Origin of the sequence: Anaerobiospirillum sp. NML120511 (genome assembly GCF_023050955.1) — a bacterium.
Classification (GTDB): Bacteria; Pseudomonadota; Gammaproteobacteria; order Enterobacterales; family Succinivibrionaceae; genus Anaerobiospirillum.
On sequence record NZ_JALKIK010000009.1, the window covers coordinates 107915 to 130666 of the forward strand.

Here is a 22752-nt window from a genome sequence, read left to right on the forward strand (position 1 = left end):
GGGAGTGATGTAATGTTACAGTTCATTAAGGATACAACTGTTATCCCTTTTATGAAGATCAAGGGAACAGTGGAGCTCATCTGCCTCGGTCTGGTGATCGCCTCCATTGTTTCCATGGCCATGAAGGGTCTTAACTGGGGTCTTGATTTTACCGGCGGTATCGTAGTTGAAACCCACTACAGCAATGCCATGGATCTGGACAAGGTCCGTAAGGCTTATGCCGACGAGGGCATTGAGGGTGTGGTTCAGCACTTCGGCTCTACCCGTGACGTCATGATCCGTGTAGCTCCAAAGGATGACCTCAATCAGCAGTATGTAACCACCAAGATTCAGGAAGCCTCTTTCAAGCTCGATCCAAAGTCCAGCATCACCCGTTCTGAGTATGTTGGTCCTTCAGTTGGTGCTGAGCTGGTAGAAAGCGGCATTGTGGCCATCGTGGTCTCCCTGATCGCCATTCTGGTCTATATTGCATTCCGCTTTGAGTGGAGAATGGCTACTGGTGCAGTTATTTCACTTGCCTATGACGTGGTGGTAGTACTCGGTGTCTTCTCTTTCTGGCAGATTGAGTATGACCTGACTGTACTGGCTGCTGTGCTCACTGTGCTTGGTTATTCGCTTAACGACAAGATCGTTGTGTTTGACCGTATTCGTGAAAACGCCAGCCGCCTTGCCCATGACCTTGATATGGACGGTCTGTTTGACGTCTCCCTGACTCAGACTCTGTCCCGTACCATCATTACCTCCGGTACCACTCTGATTACCGTTCTGGCACTGCTCATCTTCGGCGGTGACATGATTTTCGGTTTCTCTCTGGCTCTTACCGTAGGTATTGTTTTCGGTACCATCTCCTCCGTATACGTTGCCTCAACCTGGGCTCTGCTCTTAAAGATTGAGCGCAGGCACTTAATCCCTAAGAAGATTGAGCGCCGCGAGGAAGAAATGGAGACCATGGACTAACAGCGCCCCACGCGCCAGTCATGCGACCATGCTCTGGCCAGGCGGCCCTGAGCTTTGGTTCAGGGCTGTCAGTCTCAAATAAAAAAATCCCGGATCAGCTGATGCCGATCCGGGATTTTTTTTGGGTTTAAGTTCAGTAAAAGTCTATGAGGACTTCTTCATTACGCGGGCCTTTTCACGCTGCCACTGGCGCTCTTTGATGGTATCGCGCTTGTCATGTTCCTGCTTGCCTCGGGCAAGACCGATTTCCAGCTTGGCCCAGGAACCTTTCCAGTACAGGCGCAGCGGCATGATGGTATAGCCCTGACGCTGGGACTGGCCCATGAGCTTGTTAATCTCACGGCGGTTCATCAGCAGGGTGCGGGTACGGGTAGGGTCACAGACCACGAAAGCACATGAGGTCTTGAGCGGATTTATGGTAGCGCCGATAAGCAGCAGCTGACCGTCCTTGACCATGACATAGGCCTCTGAAATATTGGCCTTGCCTGAGCGCAGGGATTTGACCTCCCAGCCCTGTAATGACAGGCCGGCCTCATAGCGCTCCTCGATAAAATAATCGTGTTTTGCACGGCGGTTGACGGCGATTTCTGCGCCACCGCTGTTCTTTTTCTTACCAGCCATAATAACTCTCTTATGAGATTGTCATCTGACGGCTCCGGGTAAAGCTGACAGCTCTGAGGATGCATGCATCCTGTCCGGGCGGACTTACAATGCCGCAGGCATCAGATGAAGATTGTGTTCTGCCATAAGCTGAAATGCAGGCAGGGCTGGGTCAGTCGGTCCGGCCACTGGCCTGTTTGATGTTTTGCGTAAGGACTTGTCTCAGCCCGTGCAGAAAATCATCACATCATATCATTACCCCTGTATTCAAGGCAAAATGCCATAGCGCAGCATAAGCACTCCCTGAAGTCAGCAGCTCCCAGCTGCACCATGGTGCCAGCAGCGGCCTGTCATGCACCCTGATGCCGGCTGCGTCCTATGCTGCACCCTGATGCCGGCTGCGTCCTGTGCTGCACCCAGGTGCAGAATCGGGACTCCTTGTCCTTGCGTGGAGCCGGGGGCTGCAGCATGCAATCCCCTGAGTTCAGAGCTGCATGCAGGAGAGTGCAGGGTGGGGTGAGGGGTGGAGGGCAGTGAGGAGATTGTCAGTGAGGAGATTGTCAGTGAGGAGACCGGCAGTGTGGCAAGATACTGACTGTTTATATTTTGTGACTCAGTGACTGTTTTGGTGCGGCGTATTAAGCTCTTGTGATTTTCATTGCGTTATCTTAAAAACTGGTTTATTTATGCGGTTTTTGAGGCCTGGTTATGGTGTTTATAAGTTCTCCACTGGAGCTTCAGTTCAAACCTGAAACCCCATAAACAACCTGTTTGCAATAAATTGATAACTGTCTTAGAAACCGGTGCGATGAAAATCACACTGACATAATACGCTGTAATGTTTTGGAGATATTGATGGCACATAAACCAAAAAATGCTAAGATACAACGTCTGAAATTACTGATTATTTCAGTCGTTTAGATTCGTCAGGGCCATGCACACTGGGACTTGCGCCATATCCGGTCTTTTTGCGAAAAGACTTTTTGCAAAATAAGCACGCTTTTTGCTGTATCTTAAGCAGCCCATTGTGCCAGTTCACTACGAATATACGCTCTTAACCGGTCCGAGAGCGTCTATGCGAAATTAAGCAGCATTCGGAGCAGGTCTTAACTTATAAGGACAGCAGGAATGATGTCCTGTATGTGCCCATGTCTGCTATCCGGAAACACAGCATCGATGCGGGATTCAGTACTTTTAATGCCCGCCATAACGATATTTTGACTGCTGTTTTTTCTGGCCTTAAACCCACAACAGATTTCATGCTGCAGCCCGCCTGCAGGTTCCCCACGGTCTAAAGACGCCGTCCCCATTCACCAGCTGCCCGTACCTGGACTTAAGCGGAAAGGGTTTTTTTATGTACTCAGAACAAAACAAAGAAAGCTCTGAAAACGATGCTTTATCTGATATCGAGTTTGCCAAAAAGACCAAGGTGAATCTGGCCCGCCCTCACCTGCCGTTTTTCCTTGCCCTGTTTACCATGCGCTTTGGCGGTATGTCCATCATTCACCGTCTGTACATGTGCGTGGGTATTACCTTTTTCCTCTTCCTTGTTGCTACTCTGGTGGTCACCTTCATGACCAGTCAGGTTAATGACTCACTGTCACGCTCAGGCGTGCGTACCGTGGTGAGCAAGGCCAACCTGCTGGGCAATGATATTCTGACCCTGGAAAATGCCATAGCCCGTCTGACCCGTAATGATGGCAGCACCACCGAGCTGCTCAATGAAATCACCGGAGCTGTCAGCGCTGTTGAGTCCAATACCAGAGCGCTCAGTGCCATGATTGAAATGGTAAGTGATGACCAGGTCAAGGATACTCTGCAGAACAAGTACTTTTCCCGTACTAAAGCTCTCGTCGACAGCCTGGTAAGCAGCACCCAGAATATTACCCGTACTTTCCAGAGTGATCCTGAAGCTGCAGCCCGTCTTGCCTATGAGCAGACCTCAACCTGCAGTATGCCGGCCCTGTTCCAGCTGCGTAACCTGCTTACCTATCTGAACAACCGCAGCATTGCTGAGCAGTCAGTCATAGATACGATGATTCACTGGGTTAAGTACAGCCTGTTCCTTGGTCTGGGTATTGCCCTGTGCGTCATTATCCTCACAAATATCACAATCCGTCATTCTCTGCGCCGTGATACCGGTGTACTGCTGCGCCGCCTGATGGCCATGGCTCAGGGCGACCTGCGTGACAAGGTTCAGCTTGAAGCCAGCGATGAGATCGGCTCTATTGGCAAGCTGGTAGATTACGTGGTGGATAACACCAATGGCACCCTGACTGTGGTTAAGAATGACGTAGACAAGCTCTACGGCCTTGTTAACACCAATATGCGCTCCATTGATGCTACCAATGAAGCCATTTCCATTCAGCGTAACACTGCACAGAGCGTAGCCAGTGCCACCTCTGAGATGGAAGTAGCCGTTGAGAAGGTAACCGAATTTGCCCGTTCTACCCTCGAAGAGGTTAAGAGCGCCGAGGTGGCCTCTGATACCTGCCGCTGCACCATGCAGGACAATATCACCACCACCCACACCCTTTCTGACCGTCTGCGTGCTTCCTCTGAGGCCATCAACAAGATTCACATGATGAGTAATCAGATTGAGGCCATTGTGCAGACCATTGCTGACATTGCTGATCAGACCAATCTGCTGTCGCTCAACGCTACCATTGAGTCGGCCCGTGCCGGTGAGTCAGGTCGTGGCTTTGCCATCGTAGCTGACGAGATTCGTGAGCTGGCTATCCGTACTGCCAAGTCCACCAAGGAGGTAAGCAATACCATCAACCTGCTGGAAAAGGCCGTAACCAATTCCGTAGCCGTGATGGCCTCCTGCGAAAGCGAAATGAGCAACTCCCTGCAGCAAAGCTCCCGTGCCAACTCCTCCATTGAGGAAATTATGGGCATTATCGCCACTATTTCCGACATGTCCGAGCAGATCGTAATGTCCTGTCAGCAGCAGAGTAATTCTGCCTCTGAGATTAACTCCAGCATTGCTCATATTTCAAAGCTTGCCGAGGACAGCTACGAGCAGATGCATGAGCTTCAGACCAATATGCACGTGCTCAATGATCTGGCTACAAACCAGTCAGCTGTGATTGGCAAGTTCCGTCTTAACGAAAATATTACCGCCTTGCCTGGCAGCTCAGATGCTGAGCCGAAGGCAAAGGCCTGACTTTCTCATGCCTGAATTTCTCAGGCCTGACTGTAACTGCTGTGACCAGCTCCGGCGCCTGCCGCCGGGCTGGGCTGCAGCAAAGCATGACATGACCGGCCGCGCCGCCTGTGCAGCGCTGGCCGGTCTGTCGTTTGAGGGGCTGACAGAGCGCTTCCTGGCCTGTTTTTAAGGTGGCTCAAAGAGCCGTCCCCGACCTGTTCTTAAGTGCGGGAACGGGGATCTGGATTTTGGGCCTCAATGCCCGTAAAAAGGCTGTTCAGGCCGTATAAAAGCGCTTGCTTTATCGCCCTGGTGTGATAGAATTGCGCCTCAGTTAATTTTTACCCTTTCTGAGTTTGTGATCGGAAAGGGCGTATCCTGTTCACAAAGGAGCATTACAATGGCTTTATCCGTAGAGCAAAAGGCTAAGATCGTTGCCGAGTTTTCCCGTGGTACCAATGACACCGGTTCTGCCGAGGTTCAGATCGCCTTATTAACCTATCGTATCGCTGACTTACAGCCACACTTCCAGGCTAATAAGAAGGACCACCACTCCCGTCGTGGCCTGCTCCGCATGGTTGCCCAGCGTCGTCGTCTCTTAGACTACTTAAAGGGCAAGGACCACTCCCGCTACGTTTCTATCGTTGAGCGCTTAAAGCTCCGTCGCTAGTCCGTATATCTGCTGTTTTCAGCAGGGGCTGCCTCCCTTTGGAGGCGGCCTGGGAAGAAAGCCCGCAGCATGTTGTGCTGCGGGCTTTCTGCGTTCATGGGCCCGCAAAAGTCAGGCTGGCACCAGCGGGACGTCAGGCTGGCACCAGCAGGGCGTCAGGCTGCCCTGCTGCTCAGGGCCAGGGCCCCAGGTCACCGGGCTCATGGGGCCAGGGGCAGGGCGCTTTCGTGGGCGGTGCAGCCGGGAATATGGACCGGAACAACATATTGACGGGGTTTGTGCAGACAGGGCTGCACGAGCGGCCGGGATTGCATGCAGATGGCGGTTAAAACTGTGTTAGAGGCTACACAGTTTCTAAAAAGTTATGTGCCTTTAGCAGCCGTTTTCCTTATAATGTAGGATCGATTAGCTAAACTTTGCAGGTTTGGTCGTAAGCAACTGAAAATCCCTAAAAATTGACATGCTCAGCAGCGTAATGACGTGCTGCGTGAGTCATGAGGCATGAGAGTAAAGCTGTCATGCTTCAGGCACAGTATCGAGCGCAAGTGGGCTCCGTACGAAAGCGGAAGCGCGCAGGAATTTTTGAAGATTGCGCCAGGACCGGCACAGGGTACAGTCAGGTAATCAAGGGCCTGGTCTTGATCCCAGGCAAGTCAGAGCAGGACTGGAAACGGTTTTACAAGCAGTCCGCAGCCATCTGCCCCGGATGGGCAGGTGCAGCTGAGTGCGCCCTTTGCCTGATAACCTTAATTCCCGGCTGCGGCGGTCATGCAGAAGTGGATCGGGTTGATCCCCATGACAACAGCCTCCCGGAAGTGACATTCTGACCCTCCCTGGCCTGCGCAATTTTGATAAAGACATAATTTTCTGGGACTGGAGAATTTTTTTGATGAATTTACAGCCTATCACCCGCTCTTTTAAGTATGGCCGCCACACCATTACTTTGGAAACAGGTGCAATTGGTCGTCAGGCAGACTCTGCTGTGCTCGCCTCTATGGATGACACTACCGTACTGGCCACAGTAGTATGCAAGCGCAAGGACGCCGTCGAGGGACGTGACTTTTTCCCTCTGACCGTCAACTATCAGGAGCGCGCCTACGCCGCCGGCAAGATTCCGGTATCCTTCTTCAGAAGAGAAGGTCGTGCCTCTGAGGGTGAAACCCTTATTTCCCGTTTAATTGACCGTCCATTACGTCCATTATTCCCTGATGGCTTCGTCAACGAGGTTCAGGTTGTGGTTACCGTAATGTCAGCCAATCCTGAGGTTCCAACTGACATTATCTCCATCATAGCCGCCTCCGCTGCCATGGCCACCTCCGGTCTGCCATGGAATGGTCCTTTAGGTGCTGCCCGTGTAGGCTTCATCAACGGTCAGTATGTCTTAAACCCGATTACCTCCGAAATGGCCGAGTCTGCTCTTGATCTGGTAGTGGCCGGTTCAAGCCAGGCAGTGGTCATGGTTGAGTCTGAGGCCAGGATCCTCCCTGAGGACGTAATGCTGGGCGCCGTTATGTACGGCCACGAGCAGCAGCAGACTGTTATCCGTGAAATCGAAGAGTTCAGAAAGCAGGTCAACCGTCCTGTATGGGACTGGCAGAAGCCTGCTGAAGATGAAGAGCTGGTCGCCACCGTACAGAACCTCGCCCGTGAGGACATTGGTCAGGCTTTCTATATCGTTGACAAGCTTGAGCGTCAGGAGCGTCTTGCTGCCATTGCTGAGGACGTAACTGCAAAGGTTACCGCCATGAAGGAAGAGTGGGCAGAGATGGGCCAGAAGATTGCCACCATCCTGTTCGAGCTCGAGCGTACCACTGTACGTGAGCGTATCCTCAGCGGTGAGAAGCGTATCGACGGCCGTACCCAGCGCATGATCCGTCCTATTACTGTTGCTACCGGTATTCTGCCACGTGTTCACGGCTCTGCTCTGTTCACCCGTGGTGAGACTCAGGCCATTGCCGCCTGTACCCTCGGTTCCGAGCGTGATGCTCAGACCCTTGAGGACATGACCGGTACCCGTACTGACCGCTTCATTCTTCACTACAACTTTCCTCCATACTGCGTAGGTGAGACCGGTCTTATCGGTTCTCCAAAGCGTCGTGAAATCGGTCACGGCCGTCTGGCCAAGCGTGCTCTGCGCGCCGTTCTGCCAGATGCAGAGAAGTTCCCATACACCATCCGTCTGGTATCAGAGATCACCGAGTCCAACGGCTCTTCTTCCATGGCCTCTGTCTGTGGCGGTTCCCTTGCTCTGTTTGCAGCCGGTGTTCCATGCTCCTCAGCCGTAGCCGGTATTGCCATGGGTCTGGTTAAGGAAGGCGACCGTGTTGCTGTTCTTACCGACATCATGGGCGACGAGGATCACCTTGGCGATATGGACTTCAAGGTAGCCGGTACCACCGAGGGTGTTACCGCTCTGCAGATGGACATCAAGACTGACGGTATTACCCGTGAGATCATGCAGCAGGCTCTGACCGATGCTCACGCTGCCCGTATCCACCTGCTCAAGATCATGAGCTCTGCCATGCCTGAGCCTGAGGCTACTCTGTCTCCTTTTGCTCCACGTATGGTTCTTATCAACATCAACCCTGAGAAGGTCAAGGACGTTATCGGCAAGGGCGGCTCCAACATCCGCTCCATCCAGACCGATACCAACACCTCCATCGACCTCAGCGATGACGGTACCGTACGTATTGCCGCTGCCTCCGAGGCTGATGCCAAGGCTGCCATTGCCCGCATTGAAGAGCTTACCGCTGATGTTGAGGTAGGCCGTGACTATGTAGGTAAGGTTGTCCGTATTACCGAATTCGGCGCATTCGTTAACATTCTGCCTGGCCGTGATGGTCTGGTTCACGTATCTCAGATTGCTGATGAGCGCGTTGACAATGTTGCTGACTACCTGCGCATTGGTGACAGCGTAAGAGTACGTGTCCTTGGTGTTGACGAGGCCAATGGCCGTATTCGTCTGTCTATCCGTGCCTGTCAGCAGGAAGAGGCCGCTGCCGGGCAGCAGGCCGAAGAGCAGCCAGCTGCTGACGAGTCCTCAGAAGAGACTGTCTAACAGCCTGCCGGCCTGATGCCACCGGCATCAGTCCCCATCAAAATAAAAGGTCCATGAGATTTGACTCATGGACCTTTTATTTTGCCTGCAGCGTACGGCGGTGTGGGCCCTCCGGGCGTGCAGGCGCCGCTGGCCGTGCGGGCAGTGCAGTCAGCGCTGACAGGCGGGCGGGAGGCATCATATGTGGTGCACTGGTGTGAGCTGTGCACATAGTGTGCTGTGCTCTGTATGTATTAATTGTGTTCAATTGTGGTGCAAAGAAAGTTATCCACAGAAGTTTATATTTGAGGCTCAGATCAAGGAAATTAAGCAAAACAGTGGGATTTATGGCAAAATATGTGGCTTTTTTGCCATTTTAATCAGCATTGTGCAATTGATCCTTTTACAGGCAGCTGCATGAAAACTGTGCACCAAATAGGCGCCAGGATCAAAAGTGCTGAAATAGGGGCAAAAATAGTGCAAACTAGGAAGACTTAGTATAGGTTGCAGCTATCAGACCGGCCTGTTTTACGCTTTTGCAAGCGATCAGCTTCCGTCTCTGAGCTTAACTGCAGCAGCTAAGTGTTCTTACCGATCATCCCGGGGCCGTGCCCAGCCGCACGTTTCGTGCCCCACAGTGGATGACATCAGGCCATCTCAGTGGCGTCATCTAAGGCATTACTCAACACTGTCATCAAACGTTTACTGACTGTCCGATACCGGGCAGAGCCTGACCAGGCTGATGCCATTGCGGCCTCAGCTTCCGGCTTGAAGCCATACTTACCTGTGCCTTGTATCTTTGCAGCTGTTCTGTGCGCATTATGCCCCGGCTATGAGCCTGGTGTGCAGTAGCGGCATCTGTTACATACTGAGGTCTCAGGACTGGCATTAAGCCGCTACAGCCGACTGCCCCTCAGGGCTGCGGCTGCCTTAATGCATCAGAACAGTGGCCCTGTGGCCACCTGGACGATGAATTTTTCTGATGCCTGATTTGTCTTGGTAGGTAACCTCAGCTATGGCAACCCGCGAACATTTCTCCTCACGTTTAGGCTTCCTTTTAATTGCCGCTGGATGCGCAATCGGCCTTGGTAACGTGTGGCGCTTTCCTTATATTGTGGGCCAGTATGGCGGCGCAATCTTCGTACTCATTTACCTCTTCTTCCTGGTAGCTTTCGGTCTTCCATTATTAATGATGGAACTGGCTGTGGGTCGTGCTTCACGCCGTTCCCTGGCTCTGTCCTTTGAAGAGCTCTCCCCTAAGGGCGGCAAGTGGTATTACAACAAGTACTGGATGATTTCAGGTAACTACATCCTGATGTCTTTCTACAGTGTGGTTACCGGATGGATGCTTTACTACTGCGTAAAAGGCTTTACCGGCGAGTTTGGAACCAACACTGAAGCAGCCGTTGCCGGTAAGGCTTTCGGTGAAATGCTCTCCTCACCATCAGACATGCTCATGAACATGCTGGCTGTAGTAGCCATCGCCTTTGGCGTATGTGCTCTGGGTCTGCGCAAGGGTGTAGAGCGTATTACCAAGCCACTGATGATTGTCCTTTTCGGCCTGCTTATTTTCCTTGCTCTGCGCTCCTTCACCCTTGATGGTTTTGCAGCAGGTGTTGAGTACTACTTAAAGCCTGATCTCTCCAAGATCACTGATGGCGGTATGTCCCGTGTTATTGAGGTACTGTCCGCTGCCATGGCTCAGGCTTTCTTTACCCTGTCCATAGGTATCGGTGCCATTCAGATTTTCGGTACTTACATGAACTCCCATCAGACTCTTGCCTCTGAGGGCCTGAGCATCCTGGCTCTGGACACCACTGTAGCTTTACTTTCCGGTCTGGTTATTTTCCCTGCCTGTTTTACCTACGCCGTAGAGCCTGGTCAGGGCCCTGGTCTTATCTTTGTGACCCTGGTTTCCGTATTCTCACATATGGAAAACGGAGCTGTATGGGGCGGCATGTTCTTCATGTTCATGCTCTTTGCAGCCCTGTCCACTCTGATTGCCGTGTTCGAGAACATCATTGCCATTACCATGGAGCTGTTCACCACTTCCCGCCGTCGTGCCGTAATGGGTAACTTCGTCGTGATTCTGCTCATTGCTCTGCCATGTGTCTTTGGCTTTAACCAGCTTTCCTTTATCCACCCTCTGGGCGGTGAGTCCACCATTCTTGATCTCGAAGACTTCCTGATTTCCTACAACATCCTGCCATTTGGTGCTCTGGTATATGCTGCATTCATCACCTGGCGTGGCGGCTGGGGTTATGACAACTTCCTTAAGGAGTGTAACACCGGCAACGGCATCAAAATGCCGTCCTGGGGTGTTAACTACTATCGTTTCGTTGTCCCTGTAGTAATCTTCCTGTTAATCATGAACTGCTACTACAGCGTATTCTTTTCCAAGTAACTAGTAGTTATTAACTGTCATTACCTGTTGATTCAGGCTCTGCCAGTAATAACAGCAGGGCCTGAAAAGGGCTGTTGCTGTCAGGCAGATAACAGCCTTTTTATCGTTTTCAGTACTGGCAAAACCTGACCTGTGAACCGCGCAGGCCATTGATGTCGGGTACAGGTTAATGACAGACAGCTGCAGCAACGGCAGCTGTGCCAGGCAGGCCTTCTCATGCGCGCCAGTGCGAGCGCCCGGAGACAGGCTGGTGCTGAGCCGGAAAGCTGTCACTGCTGCAGCTGCAGGCTGAACTGACAGATGTGTTTTACCCTGTCAGGCAGCCCCCAGCCATCAGGATTTATAAAAATTATGGCCAGAGAACAGTTCTCATCACGTTTAGGTTTCCTTCTTATTGCCGCAGGCTGTGCCATTGGTCTTGGTAATGTATGGCGCTTTCCTTACATTACCGGTCAGTACGGCGGCGCCATTTTCGTACTTATTTATCTGCTGTTCCTCTTCATCATTGGCATCCCGCTTCTGACCATGGAGCTTTCCGTAGGTCGTGCCTCCCGCAGAAGTCTGGGCAAGTCCTTTGAAGAACTCACCCCTGGAACCAGATGGAACCTCAACAAGTTCTGGATGATTCCTGGCAATTACATCCTCATGTCCTTCTACTCGCTGGTCACAGGATGGATGCTTTACTACATGCTCAAGGTGGGCTCGGGCAATGTCGAAACCGGCATTACTCAGGCCGATGCCGGCGCCATTTTCAACAATTTGCTGGCCTCACCGAACATCATGCTCATGTGCACAGTATTCGTTGTGGTGCTGTCATTCAGCGTCTGTGCCTTTGGTTTAAGACGTGGTGTTGAGCGCATTACCAAGCCAATGATGCTCATGCTCTTTGGTCTGCTCATCTTCCTTGCAGGACGCTCCTTTACCCTGCCAGGTTTTGCTGAAGGCGTTTCCTACTACCTGATGCCCAGCTTTGAAAACATGCAGAAAGAGGGCATTTTAAACGCATTGTCCGCAGCCATGGGGCAGGCCTTCTTCACCCTTGGTCTGGGCGTTGGTTCCATTCAGATTTTCGGCTCCTACATGAGCCGCAATTACACCCTGGGCTATGAGGCTCTGACTATTACCCTGCTTGATACCACCGTTGCTCTGCTGGCCGGTCTGGTAATTTTCCCGGCCTGTTTCAGCTACGCCGTTGAGCCTGGTCAGGGTCCAGGTCTGATCTTCGTTACCCTGGTAACCGTGTTTTCCAATATGGAATATGGAGCAGTATGGGGCGGTATCTTCTTCCTCTTCATGCTCTTTGCAGCTCTGTCCACCCTGATTGCCGTGTTTGAAAACATCATTGCCATTTCCATTGAGGTCTTCAGCATTTCCCGTATCAAGGCTGTTGTTTACAACTGCATTACCATTTTGCTGCTGGGCCTGCCATGTATGTACGGCTACAACTATCTGTCCGACATCCATCCACTGGGTGGTGAGAGCACCATTCTTGATACTTACGACTTTATCTTAAGCAATAACATTCTGCCTTTTGGTACCACCTGCTACGTGCTTTACATAACCTTAAAGCGAGGCTGGGGCTTTGATAACTACATCAAAGAAACCAATCACGGCATCGGTCTTAAGATTCCAGGTGCTGCCCGTAACTACTACCGCTATGTACTGCCTGTAGTTATCTTTGCTCTGTTCTTACAGGGCTATGTGGCTGTCTTCGGCAAATAATCACACTGTGCCTCCATTTCCACACGCTGCAGCCAGGTGCTGCAGCTGCAGGTGGCAGGGGCAGGTGACCACAGATTTTTTTCTCCGCGCATTCCGGTTTAGTAGTCCGGATGTGGAGAGTAGCTCAAACTTTCCGGGTCAGTTCCCGGTATTTCGCAGGGGCATGGACTTTGCCCCCTGAGGAAGCTTGTTAAACAGCAAGGAACAGCTGATTTCTGGCTGATGCTGTTTTCAAAGGAGTTGTTATGTCTCAACGCGAACAGTTCTCATCGCGCTTAGGCTTCCTGCTTATTGCTGCAGGATGTGCAATTGGTCTGGGTAACGTATGGCGCTTCCCTTACATCACCGGTCAGTACGGTGGCGCAATTTTCGTACTCATGTACCTCTTTTTCCTGCTCTTACTGGGCGTACCTTTATTAACTCTGGAGCTGTCTGTAGGCCGTGCCTCCCGCCGCTCTGTAGCCCGTGCTTTTGAAATTCTTGAGCAGCCAGGTTCCAGGTGGCACTGGAACAAGTTCTGGATGATTCCAGGCAGCTATATTCTGATGTCCTTCTATGGCGTTATTACCGGATGGCTGCTGTACTACATGTTGCGAACTGCCACAGGTTTCTTCCCTGAAGGTACCACTCAGCAGACTGCCGGAATGCGCTTTGAGGAGCTGCTGGCCAGTCCGTATATCATGTTTGCCTGCATGATGTCGGTAGCCTTTATTGCTTTCTCTATCGTTGCTCTGGGTGTGGTCAAGGGTGTTGAGCGAATTACCAAGCCATTAATGCTGGTGCTCTTTGCTCTGCTAATCTTTATGGCCGTGCGCTCAGTATCTCTGCCGGGTTTTGCCGAGGGTATTTCCTACTACCTCAACCCTTCATGGGACAGTGTGCAAAAGCATGGCTTTATGCAGGCCATGTGGGCAGCCATGGGCCAGGTATTCTTTACTCTGTCTGTAGGTCAGGGTTCCATTGAAATTTTTGGAACCTATATGGACAAGCGCCACTCTCTGACCTCTGAGGCTATCTTAATCTGTATCCTGGATACCACTGTGGCTCTGCTGGCCGGCTTCGTAATCTTCCCGGCCTGCTTCAGCTTTGACATTGAGCCAGGTGCCGGCCCAAGTCTGCTGTTCGTAACTCTTACAACAGTATTCTCCAATATGGAGTTTGGTATCTTCTGGGGTACCCTGTTCTTCCTTTTCATGCTCTTTGCGGCTCTGTCGACACTGATTGCCGTTTTCGAGAGTATTATTTCGATGACCATGGACCTCTTTACGATTTCGCGAGTCAAGGCAGTTATCTACAACTTTGCCATCATTACCGTGATGTCAATTCCATGTATCCTGGGCTTCAATGTGCTCAAGGACTTCCACCCTCTGGGCGGTCAGACCGTAATCATGGATCTGCAGGACTTTATCGTATCTAACAACGTACTGCCTATAGGCTCTCTGGTCTTCCTGCTCTTTATCACTGCAAAGAGCGGCATGGGCTTCAAGCGCTACCGTGAAGAGTGTAATACCGGCAGCGGCCCTAAGATCCCTGAGTGGACCTTATGGTACTTCAAGTACGTACTGCCTGTAGTTATCGCCGTAATTCTGGTAGTTGGCTACTACAACATCTTTTTCCTCTAAGGGCTGACCAGAGCAGCCGCAGCAGCGACCAGCCCGGCCCTTACAGGGGCGGTCTGGTGATGCTGACAACAGAGGACATACTTAAAGGTCCGCCGCATTTGCTCCGGCTCTGACAATCAGGCCCGACAGCCGCGTACACTGCGCAGCTGCCGGGCCATTTTCATTTCTCACTCCCATAAACCGGTGCCATAAGACCACCTCAATCGCGCCGACCCTCGCAGCCATCATCACAGCGCGCTGTAAAGGCATGCAGGGGCTGGATGCAAGGGCAGACAGACTGGCTGCAGTGATCGATAAGTTTGGAGGGATACATGGACAGGGACAGGAGCCGGGATTAAAAGGGGAGGGAAAATGGATGAAAACAGGAAATTGAGCGGCTGTCCTGACGCGCAGGAAATAAATTGACGCGGGATGGTCCGGGAGTACGCTTACCGGGTATCTGTCTGATATAAGGGATGCGTATGGGACTGTGGATGTACAAAAGTCGGGAGTCAGCTCCCGTATTGTATTTTATCTATGGAACCTGAACGCTGTTTTCAGGTCATAATTACAGTTGAGAAAATATGCCTGATTTCTCTTATTATTATGGTGCAAAGTGCATACAGGTCTGATAATGACAGGTAGATTAAGCGTTATTGTGCTAAGTTAGAGTACTGAATTTCGACAGCCGTAACCCTGTGTTCCATGGAATATACAGCTCAATGGCATTTCTGCCTTGCCATAAGCGGGAATACATGGTGATGATTTGTGGTTCAGGCTGCAAAAGCTTATGCATTCAGGCGGTAAGAGTATATAGTTTCACAGACAGGGAGGCGTGACCAGCTTTGTTGCAATGGTCATGCAGTCAGAGCCGAATATTTACCGGCTGACCGGGTTCGTGATTTTTTTCGTTGGATTACTGTTGCAGGCAAGGATGCCGCAGCAGAGGGATAGAAGATGCTGAGAAAGTCTTTAGCCTTTAAGTTCAAGGCCATGGTAATGAGTTTTGCCTGCCTTATTTTTGTATCTGCCGGCATCCCTTTTGATGAGGCAGTGGCTGCATCTTCAGCCCAGAAGTCTTCTCAGAGCACCTCCAAAAAATCTGCTGCCAAAAACACATCAGCCAACAAGTCTGCAGCCAGTAAGTCTGCAGCAAAGAAGAGTTCATCAAAAAATACTGCAGCAAAGAAGAGCTCAGCCAACAAGTCTGCAGCCAGTAAGTCTGCTGCAAAGAAAACAGCTGCCAAAAAGGCCCCGGCTAAAAAGACTGCTGCAAAGAGCGCAGCACCAAAGAACACTGCCTCCACAGCTCCAGCCAGCAGTGCAGCAAAGGCTGCTGCCAAGACTGCCGCCGCAGCTGCTGCCGGCGCTGCAGCCAGCACCGCTATTGCCTCTACTGTCGATCCTTCCATGATCGAAAAGCTCAGAGCCAGCATGGGCGATGGCGCCAAAGAGATGTCCATGGACTTCTTTGAGTCCGTACCAAAGTCCCGTATCAGCAAGATGCGCGATGCCTACATCCAGGCTGAAAATGCTTTCAAGCGCGGCGACGAGGCACTTGGTTTTGAAATCCAGCGCGAGCAGCTCAAGGGCTATCCTCTCAATATCTGGCTTAACTACTACTATCTTGCCTACAACATCAGAGATGAGAAGTTTGAAGCTGCCATGCAGTTTATTGAGCGTAATGAGCAGGCTGAACTGTCAGAGATGCTCAAGGATCGCTATGCCCGCTATCTCTCTGAAAACAAGGACTATCAGCGTCTTTCCCGTCTGGTAGGTGACAAGCCTTTTGATGAAACAGCACTGACAACTTTAAGTCATAATCAGAAGTCCCAGATCTGCCGCTACTACGAGGCTAACTGGCCTTTAAACCGTGTAACTGGCGATGCTGTTCACTTTGCTACCCGTATGTACCTGGAGCTGGGTAACAGACCGGCTGCCTGTAATGCGCTGATTGTGCAGATGGATGCCAGGGGCTATCTAACCGATGCCCTGCGTCTCAAGCGCTATGAAAGCGCCTATGTGCAGCGCTACTACCAGGAGACAACAGAGAGCCTTGCCAGGGTGCTCAATACCACATCTTTTGGAAAGCGTGTTGAGGCACAGATGGCTCTTTACAGCAATCCATCAGAGCTGTTCAGCAAGGTTGAGGGTAACAGTGAGCAGGAACACCGTACGGCTGTGCTTGCTTTCAAGCGCTACGCCAATCTGTGGCCAGAGCAGGCACGCAGCGATTTTGATCGCTTCATTAAAAAGTACAAGCCATCCAATGCCGAGCTGGTAGACATCTATCAGATCTTTGCTTCCAGTTTCCTTGGTCGCGCCTTTGAGCTTTCCGACGTAGAGTGGGTAGACAGGAATCTGCCAGCTGTTGCATGGAACACCAGGCTCAAGGAGCAGCGTCTGCGCCGTGCTATCTACTTTGCCCAGTGGCAGAATGTCTATGTTCTCATAGACCACCTGCCTGAGGATCTGCGCAATGCAGTTAACTGGCGCTACTGGAAGGGCCGTGCCGCCCACGAGCTGGGCAAGAGTGCCGAGGCTGATACCATTCTCTCTGAGGTAGCCCGTGACCGCAGCTTCTTTGGCTTCTATGCTGCTCAGACCTTAAAGAAAGATTACGCGTTCAATTATGCCAGGATCTCTCCTGATTATTCTTACCCAATGGATATTGCCAGCAACAAGGCTGCTATCCGCTTCATGGAACTGCATGCCCTTGATGATGATAATGCCATCTATGAGTGGCGTGAGATAGCCCGCCGTTCTCCTGAGCACGAAGCCATGGTAATGGCTCAGTGGGCGCTTAACTCTGGCAATTTCCGCTATGCCATTGATTATGTGATAAGTTCGGAAAACTGGAATGCCCTTGATTACCGTTTCCCTCTGGCTTTCCGTGGCATCTTTGAGCAGTATGCAAAACAGAGTAATGTGCCTCTGTCTTTCCTCTACGGTATCTCCCGTCAGGAAAGCATGCTCAACCACTCCATCAAGTCATGGGCCGGCGCCGTGGGCCTGATGCAGGTAATGCCTGGCACAGCAAAGGACATTGCCCGCAGAGAAAACTGGAAATTCTCCGGTGCCAGTGATCTTCTTGATCCGGAGACCAATGTACGCTTTGGCTCAACCTATGCCCGCTGGATGCTCGACCGCTTTGACAATAACCGCATTCTTGCTGCAGCTGCCTACAATGCTGGTCCTGGCCGTATCCCTCAGTGGAAGTCCACTGATGGCATCTTCCGTGACACCGCCATGTATGTGGAGACCATTCCTTTTGAGGAGACCCGCAAGTACGTGCAGAACGTCATTCTCTACGATGCTATCTACAACTATCTGCTCACCGGTGACAAGGGCAGCCTCATCCGCCCTAATGAGATGAGCTACGTCTACTAACAGCAGGCAAGGCGCAACGCACCATACTCTGAGTTGTACCTGAGTCATAGCATGGTCAACGCAGAGCCTGCATCACCATAACCCACGGCCTCCGAAACACCCCTGAGAGGGATGCAGCGGAGGCCGTTTGCTTTTCAGGCAACATGTCAATCAGAAGCGTTGGGCAGTCCTTTTGATTACCGATTGCAGACCTTGAATTAAAGATGCACCGGCTCTGGCAGTAAAAAGTTGCCTTGCAGTGGAAAGAAATTTCTTCCGGTAGAGCAGTCGCAGCTGAAATTTCAAAAAGTTTTTGAGGCCCCCCGGGGGTAAAGCTGGTCATTTTCAGGGCGGTCAACTTTGCGTCAGGCCCGATGGAGGCGTCGTTTCTGGCTTAAAAATCAGGGTCATCAAAAAAGCTTAAAAATTTTTTAAAAAATGCTTTACATCACAATAAAAAACCTTATAATGAGCACCGTTGAAACGACAGAGTGTTTCAGCAAAAATCTGATTAAGCCCAGGTGGTGAAATTGGTAGACACGCTACTTTGAGGGGGTAGTTCGCGAGAGTGCGGGTTCGAGTCCCGCCCTGGGCACCAATTCAAGCTTACTGCAAGACCGCAGAGAATGGTCAGCAAGTAGGCTTTTTTTGTTTTTACAGCCTGCAAAATTTCAAGCCTGCTGCACGCATCCCATTAAGTCCCATCCGGCTCCATCCCGCTTCATCCCGCTTCATCCGGCTCCATCCCGTTCCATCAAATCCCATCCCACCCCATCCCATCCCATCCCATCCCATCCCATTCAATTCTACTTCATCCAGCTCCTACAGCGCTTCCTGGTTCAATACAGCTTCGCTCATCCTGTCCGTATGGTCCGTATCGCACAGGCACATTACTGCGTCAGAGCATAGCCTCGTTAAAAAGCATCCGTTCAGCCCGGCACAATAACTATGGAAGTCATATCTTCAGTTCAGTTCGGTTCCGTTCCTGGCACCAGCATACCTGCATTACCACGCCCAACCGGTAACTGTCTTGTCTGCAAGAGCCCTGAGTAATTGAACTCAAAGGCAGTGATCAGCCAGGATAAGACCGATCCTGCCTGATAAGACCAGTCTGGGCCGGCTGACCGGTGGAATGCTGCATGTTGGGCATGGCTGCCGGGTGCTGAAATATAGAGCGCGGAGGGAAATACCTGTATGCAAGTGATATTAGTTTTGACCAGAATTCTGTGGATCAGGGGCTCAATGAAGTATTCATGCGTTTCCAGATCCGTTATGCATGGCTTTATTTGTATTTGTGCAGGTTTGGTTTTTGTTTTGTGATTCTATCTTTGCTATGATCCAGACTGATATCTATGATCTGTAAAAAATTCGATAGATAAGCCTGTACCTGTATACCAGACAGCCTTAGTGGCATGATGTTATGTATTGGTCTGTAACGATGTTTTTGCATTGCACCAGCCATCAGTCCCAGTGTCCGTGCCCATGGTATGAACTCTTTGAGGGGGCTGTTAAACAGAACATGGCAGATTGCTGTAACAGTACAGTCTTTTCTTCTTATTTTCGGGTGACTGATGGAGCTTAGGCGGACAGATATGAGCTTTGAACCAGAAGATCATGCTTCCGGACCCGCTGTCAAACGGGTACGTGCCGCAGCAGGTAAAGACCTTAATGCTGCACGCGCCTGCATGCCTCCTGTTGTCCGTACAAAGAGCCCGGAGCGCAGTCAGGACGAATCCATGATCTCTGCAGGCAAGACTGCTGCCGGTAAGGCTGCTGCAGTGCACAATAAATCCTGTGACCGCCTGGCTTCAGTGCAGTACCTGGCTGTAGGCCGCTATGGCCCGTTGCCCGAGCAGACATCTGCCATATGGCGGCGAGCAGTGACTGGCTGCAGTCAGTTATGGGCCATGTTTGCAGCTGCAGTCTTCATGCTCTGTCCTGGCATCTTACAGCCTGCTGCAGCCTTTATGCAGACGTTTTCAGGACATGATGGCAACGTTATCTCTGATGCCGTAGACCTCCGCTCCACTCTTGCTGACAGAGCTTCCGACGACAGCATGATGTGGCTGGTAGATAACGGTTTTGGCTTCACTTTAAGCTTAGACACCCTGCGTACCGGCCCTGAGTCCACTACTGTCCCCATGTCGCTCAGCCGTCGTCCTGTAGAGTCTGTTATCTTTGAGCATCATGCCCATGATGTTCCTGAGCTCTTCTCCTATATCCACGAGCACCGTGGTTCCAATATCGTAACTCCTTATGGAGTTCTGCCTGTATTCATCTGCCTTGATCACAGGTTATTCTGGTTAAACCCTCTTCATCACGTCCATTCTGACGAGCACACCTTCTACTTCTACCCTGATGCCCGTTCTGTAGCCGCTTACCTGGCCGGCGATGTAGCAGCTGCCGCTACCTCCGGTCAGTCAACCGTGCTGCCTTACACCTCATCTGGCGATCCTTTTGCTCTTAGCACTCTGCAGACCAGACCAGGTCACGACGACTTGGGAGCCCCTATTCCTATTGCCACCATAGGGGCAGCCATAGCCAAAGTTAAAGGAGCAGGAGCCAGTCTGTTCCCTGATCATCACCGCAGCCGTGCTCCTGAGGGCGATGATGAAAATCTCAATACCCAGGAAATGGTCGATGGCTATCCGACTCGTCACAAGCCGCGCTTTGTTGATGGACGTCCTTACATGGAGGATGTAGATGGTGACAATGTCATTGATATTCCTGATGACTCTCACTACATCTACCTGTACACCTCATTTGTAATGCACAATCTGCTCAAGATCAGCTGTGAACTGGAAAACAGGGGCTGTGAGCAGCGCATTGCCTATGCCCGTGATATGAACCGCAACTTCAATCCGGCATGGGAATCTCAGGAAAATGAAATATGGGCCCGTTCTTCCTCTTTTTACTATGGCAATACCATAGCTGAGGAAAAGCAGCTTTCCGACGTGCAGTCAGTAAGGGCTCCTGGTGTATCTGCCATGGCAACCTCCCATGCAGCATCAGCCCATTCTTTCAGCATCAGAAAGCAGGCTCAGAGTATCAGGGAGCTCAATACACCCTATGGGGCAGAGCAGGATCTCAGTGACGACAGCGCTTCAGCCATTCCAGGTATTCTGCTTGATGATCAGGATATGAGCAGCAGCTCGAGTGGTATCTACATTGGTGTGCTTAATGCCCGCAGCTTTGAACGTTACGAACGCTTTAACAGTTACATACGCCGCGATCTGGTGCCTTTCAGCTTTGGTCAGCAATATATTGGCAGGGTCAGTGGCCGCGAGTATGAGGCTGCCTGGAATGAGTACATAGACAGGGTAAACAGCGTCAACGGCCGCAACAGTTTTGGCAGTGGTTGCTACATTTCTGCAGCAGGCTATTACATGACGGTTTTTGGAAACAGCTGCATTCCTTATGGCGGCTTTGAGCGTATTGAGGCCCGTGCCAGTGACAATGGCACCCTGAGTGCGATCACTGTCCACAGCCGCCTCTCTCCAACAGTAGACAAGGAAGATTTCATAAACTTTCTGAGCATGCGCTACGACAGGTTTGACCCATACGAGACTGCTGTGGGAGATGTTGCTGTGCTCTACGAAGAAATCTGCAGCGCCATGAAGGAGCTGTCTGAGGACCGCTATAACTGCGAGATCTACTGGTTCCGTGATCATAACAACTACCTCAAGGTGACCTACGGTGTGCACGATGACAATCGCACTCTGTCACTGCTCTTTGCTGATGAAAGCTTCCTTTTTGGCTCTGAGCGCAAAACCCTCAACCGCCGCCTTGCTTCAATACGCAATGAGATCAAGGTAAAAAATCATATGGCCATTAATGGCCCGGCCCGCAGCTACGACAGCACCGCACAGGTGAGCCGCGACAGCAACACACCAGTCAGCTACGGTTCCCCACCGGTCATCTACCGTGCCATGAGCGAAGCTCAAAAGGAGGCTGCGGATGGCGACGAAGCTGAAAATAATCAATAAGACAGGACGCGGAACCAGTAATTATGTTGCCAGCTCGGGCAGTATCAGGAACTCTGAGTCATTTATCTGTTAATTGCTCCACGGGGCAGAATTAGCAAACGTATTGTCAAAAAGGGTACGAAAGCCTGCAGTTGAGCAGGAGTTATGGGACCCTGTCAGGAGGCGTCTGCATTGTGACAGCCCTGTAACCGGTCATTAACTTAAGCAGGAGCTGATGTTAATGACCGCTTTGTTTATGAGCGGGCGCAGCAGACGGGAGGATGCTTCAGTCGAGCTGATGCTGCAGCATGGCAGTCGCTGCAGCCTGACGGATTCCAGGCGTGCTGATGCTGTTTTGGGCATGCCTCGTGTGCGCTAAAGGTAAAAGAAGGGGAAAGGGCAGGAGCCGGGCATGGGGCGGGGACCGGGGCTGGGCATGAGCATGGACAGGGGCCGGGTATGGACAGGGGCAGGGCATAGGCAGGGGCAGGGCATAGGCAGGGCATAGGCAGGGACCGGAGCTGCGCTTTTGTAGAGCGGGTTGGGCACCAGTATGAGTTATCCTGGTGGTAAATTGGGGGCTGTAACTCAATTTTACAGACAGCTCTTAGATGGCAGGTGACATGGGATTGTGAAAAATGATAACTTTCACAGTGAAACAGTTACATACATATTGCGCATCATGCTGTGAGTAACGGGCATTATTCCTGGCCTGTTTGACAGGGCTTACGCCTGCAAAAGCAATGCAGCTGCTCTGAGCTTTCAGCTGCTCATGGTTTGAGCTTATGACAGGTGTGGGGAGAGATGGTCCAGCCAGCTCATGCTGGTTTGCTGGCTGCAGGTCAGCTGGTATGCAAGGTTGTCTGAAGGGCTTAACAGCTGACCGTCGGCGGGGGCAGTGTTTTGATGGAAGAATTTCAGTACCCGGTCTGATTTTGGAGAAAATGTTCATCAATATCATTCTGAATTGTGAGATCGCTCAATATTATCCGGGCGTCTACAGGACATAATTACGTGTATCACTGCCCTGGAAAGACCATGTTGTGATCTGTATCCGATAGTAATTGTTCAGTTGGAATTAATGTTGCATTAGACAGTATAAAGCCGACAAATGATAAGGTTTCGACATTAGCCTTTTAGCAGGTCAGCGCAATTATGGGCGCAGTTGCGGGCACAGGTAAGAAAGCCCGAAACATCCCCCTGCTGATGCGCTGTGGTCCCGTCGGCAACAGCTGTCCGTTCCTGGTGGGAACGTGACATAAATTTAATTCTCAGG

The 22752-nt window shown here is 51.3% G+C and carries 10 protein-coding genes and 1 tRNA gene; 10 read left to right on the forward strand and 1 reads right to left on the reverse strand.

The window, feature by feature from the left end:
• The first annotated feature begins 12 nt into the window (after window positions 1-12).
• Window positions 13-957 (forward strand): protein translocase subunit SecF, encoded by a 945-nt coding sequence (secF, locus tag MXE39_RS04340; RefSeq protein ID WP_246977463.1) that lies wholly within the window; start codon window positions 13-15, stop codon window positions 955-957.
• Between the two features lie 144 nt (window positions 958-1101).
• Here secF and smpB read toward each other — a convergent pair whose 3' ends face one another.
• On the reverse strand, window positions 1102-1578 hold the full coding sequence (gene smpB / locus MXE39_RS04345; RefSeq protein ID WP_246977461.1) for an SsrA-binding protein SmpB: 477 nt from the start codon (window positions 1576-1578) through the stop codon (window positions 1102-1104).
• Window positions 1579-2911: 1333 nt separating this feature from the next.
• On the opposite strand from smpB, the gene MXE39_RS04350 reads away from it, so the two are divergent.
• The 9 genes from MXE39_RS04350 to MXE39_RS04390 all read left to right on the forward strand — a co-directional run bounded on the left by MXE39_RS04350 (window position 2912) and on the right by MXE39_RS04390 (window position 21497).
• Complete coding sequence (locus MXE39_RS04350; RefSeq protein WP_246977460.1) at window positions 2912-4726, forward strand: methyl-accepting chemotaxis protein; 1815 nt, start codon at window positions 2912-2914, stop codon at window positions 4724-4726.
• A gap of 382 nt (window positions 4727-5108) precedes the next feature.
• A complete protein-coding gene (gene rpsO / locus MXE39_RS04355) occupies window positions 5109-5378 on the forward strand; it encodes a 30S ribosomal protein S15 (protein ID WP_246977459.1) in 270 nt (89 codons plus the stop codon).
• 889 nt (window positions 5379-6267) lie between these two features.
• Window positions 6268-8436, forward strand: a complete 2169-nt coding sequence (gene pnp / locus MXE39_RS04360) for a polyribonucleotide nucleotidyltransferase (protein WP_246977458.1) — start codon at window positions 6268-6270, stop codon at window positions 8434-8436.
• 994 nt (window positions 8437-9430) lie between these two features.
• Entirely contained in the window at window positions 9431-10819 is a 1389-nt protein-coding gene (locus MXE39_RS04365) for a sodium-dependent transporter (protein WP_246977457.1), read from the forward strand.
• Between the two features lie 351 nt (window positions 10820-11170).
• Window positions 11171-12541 (forward strand): sodium-dependent transporter, encoded by a 1371-nt coding sequence (locus tag MXE39_RS04370; RefSeq protein WP_246977456.1) that lies wholly within the window; start codon window positions 11171-11173, stop codon window positions 12539-12541.
• Window positions 12542-12786: 245 nt separating this feature from the next.
• Window positions 12787-14163, forward strand: coding sequence for a sodium-dependent transporter (locus MXE39_RS04375; RefSeq protein ID WP_246977455.1), 1377 nt, complete (start codon window positions 12787-12789; stop codon window positions 14161-14163).
• 936 nt (window positions 14164-15099) lie between these two features.
• Window positions 15100-17532 carry a transglycosylase SLT domain-containing protein gene (locus tag MXE39_RS04380; protein ID WP_246977454.1) on the forward strand — a complete coding sequence of 811 codons (2433 nt, stop codon included), beginning with the start codon at window positions 15100-15102 and terminating at the stop codon, window positions 17530-17532.
• Between the two features lie 494 nt (window positions 17533-18026).
• Window positions 18027-18109 (forward strand) — tRNA-Leu (locus tag MXE39_RS04385).
• Window positions 18110-19478: 1369 nt separating this feature from the next.
• Window positions 19479-21497, forward strand: coding sequence for a hypothetical protein (locus MXE39_RS04390; protein WP_246977453.1), 2019 nt, complete (start codon window positions 19479-19481; stop codon window positions 21495-21497).
• Window positions 21498-22752 lie beyond the last annotated feature (1255 nt).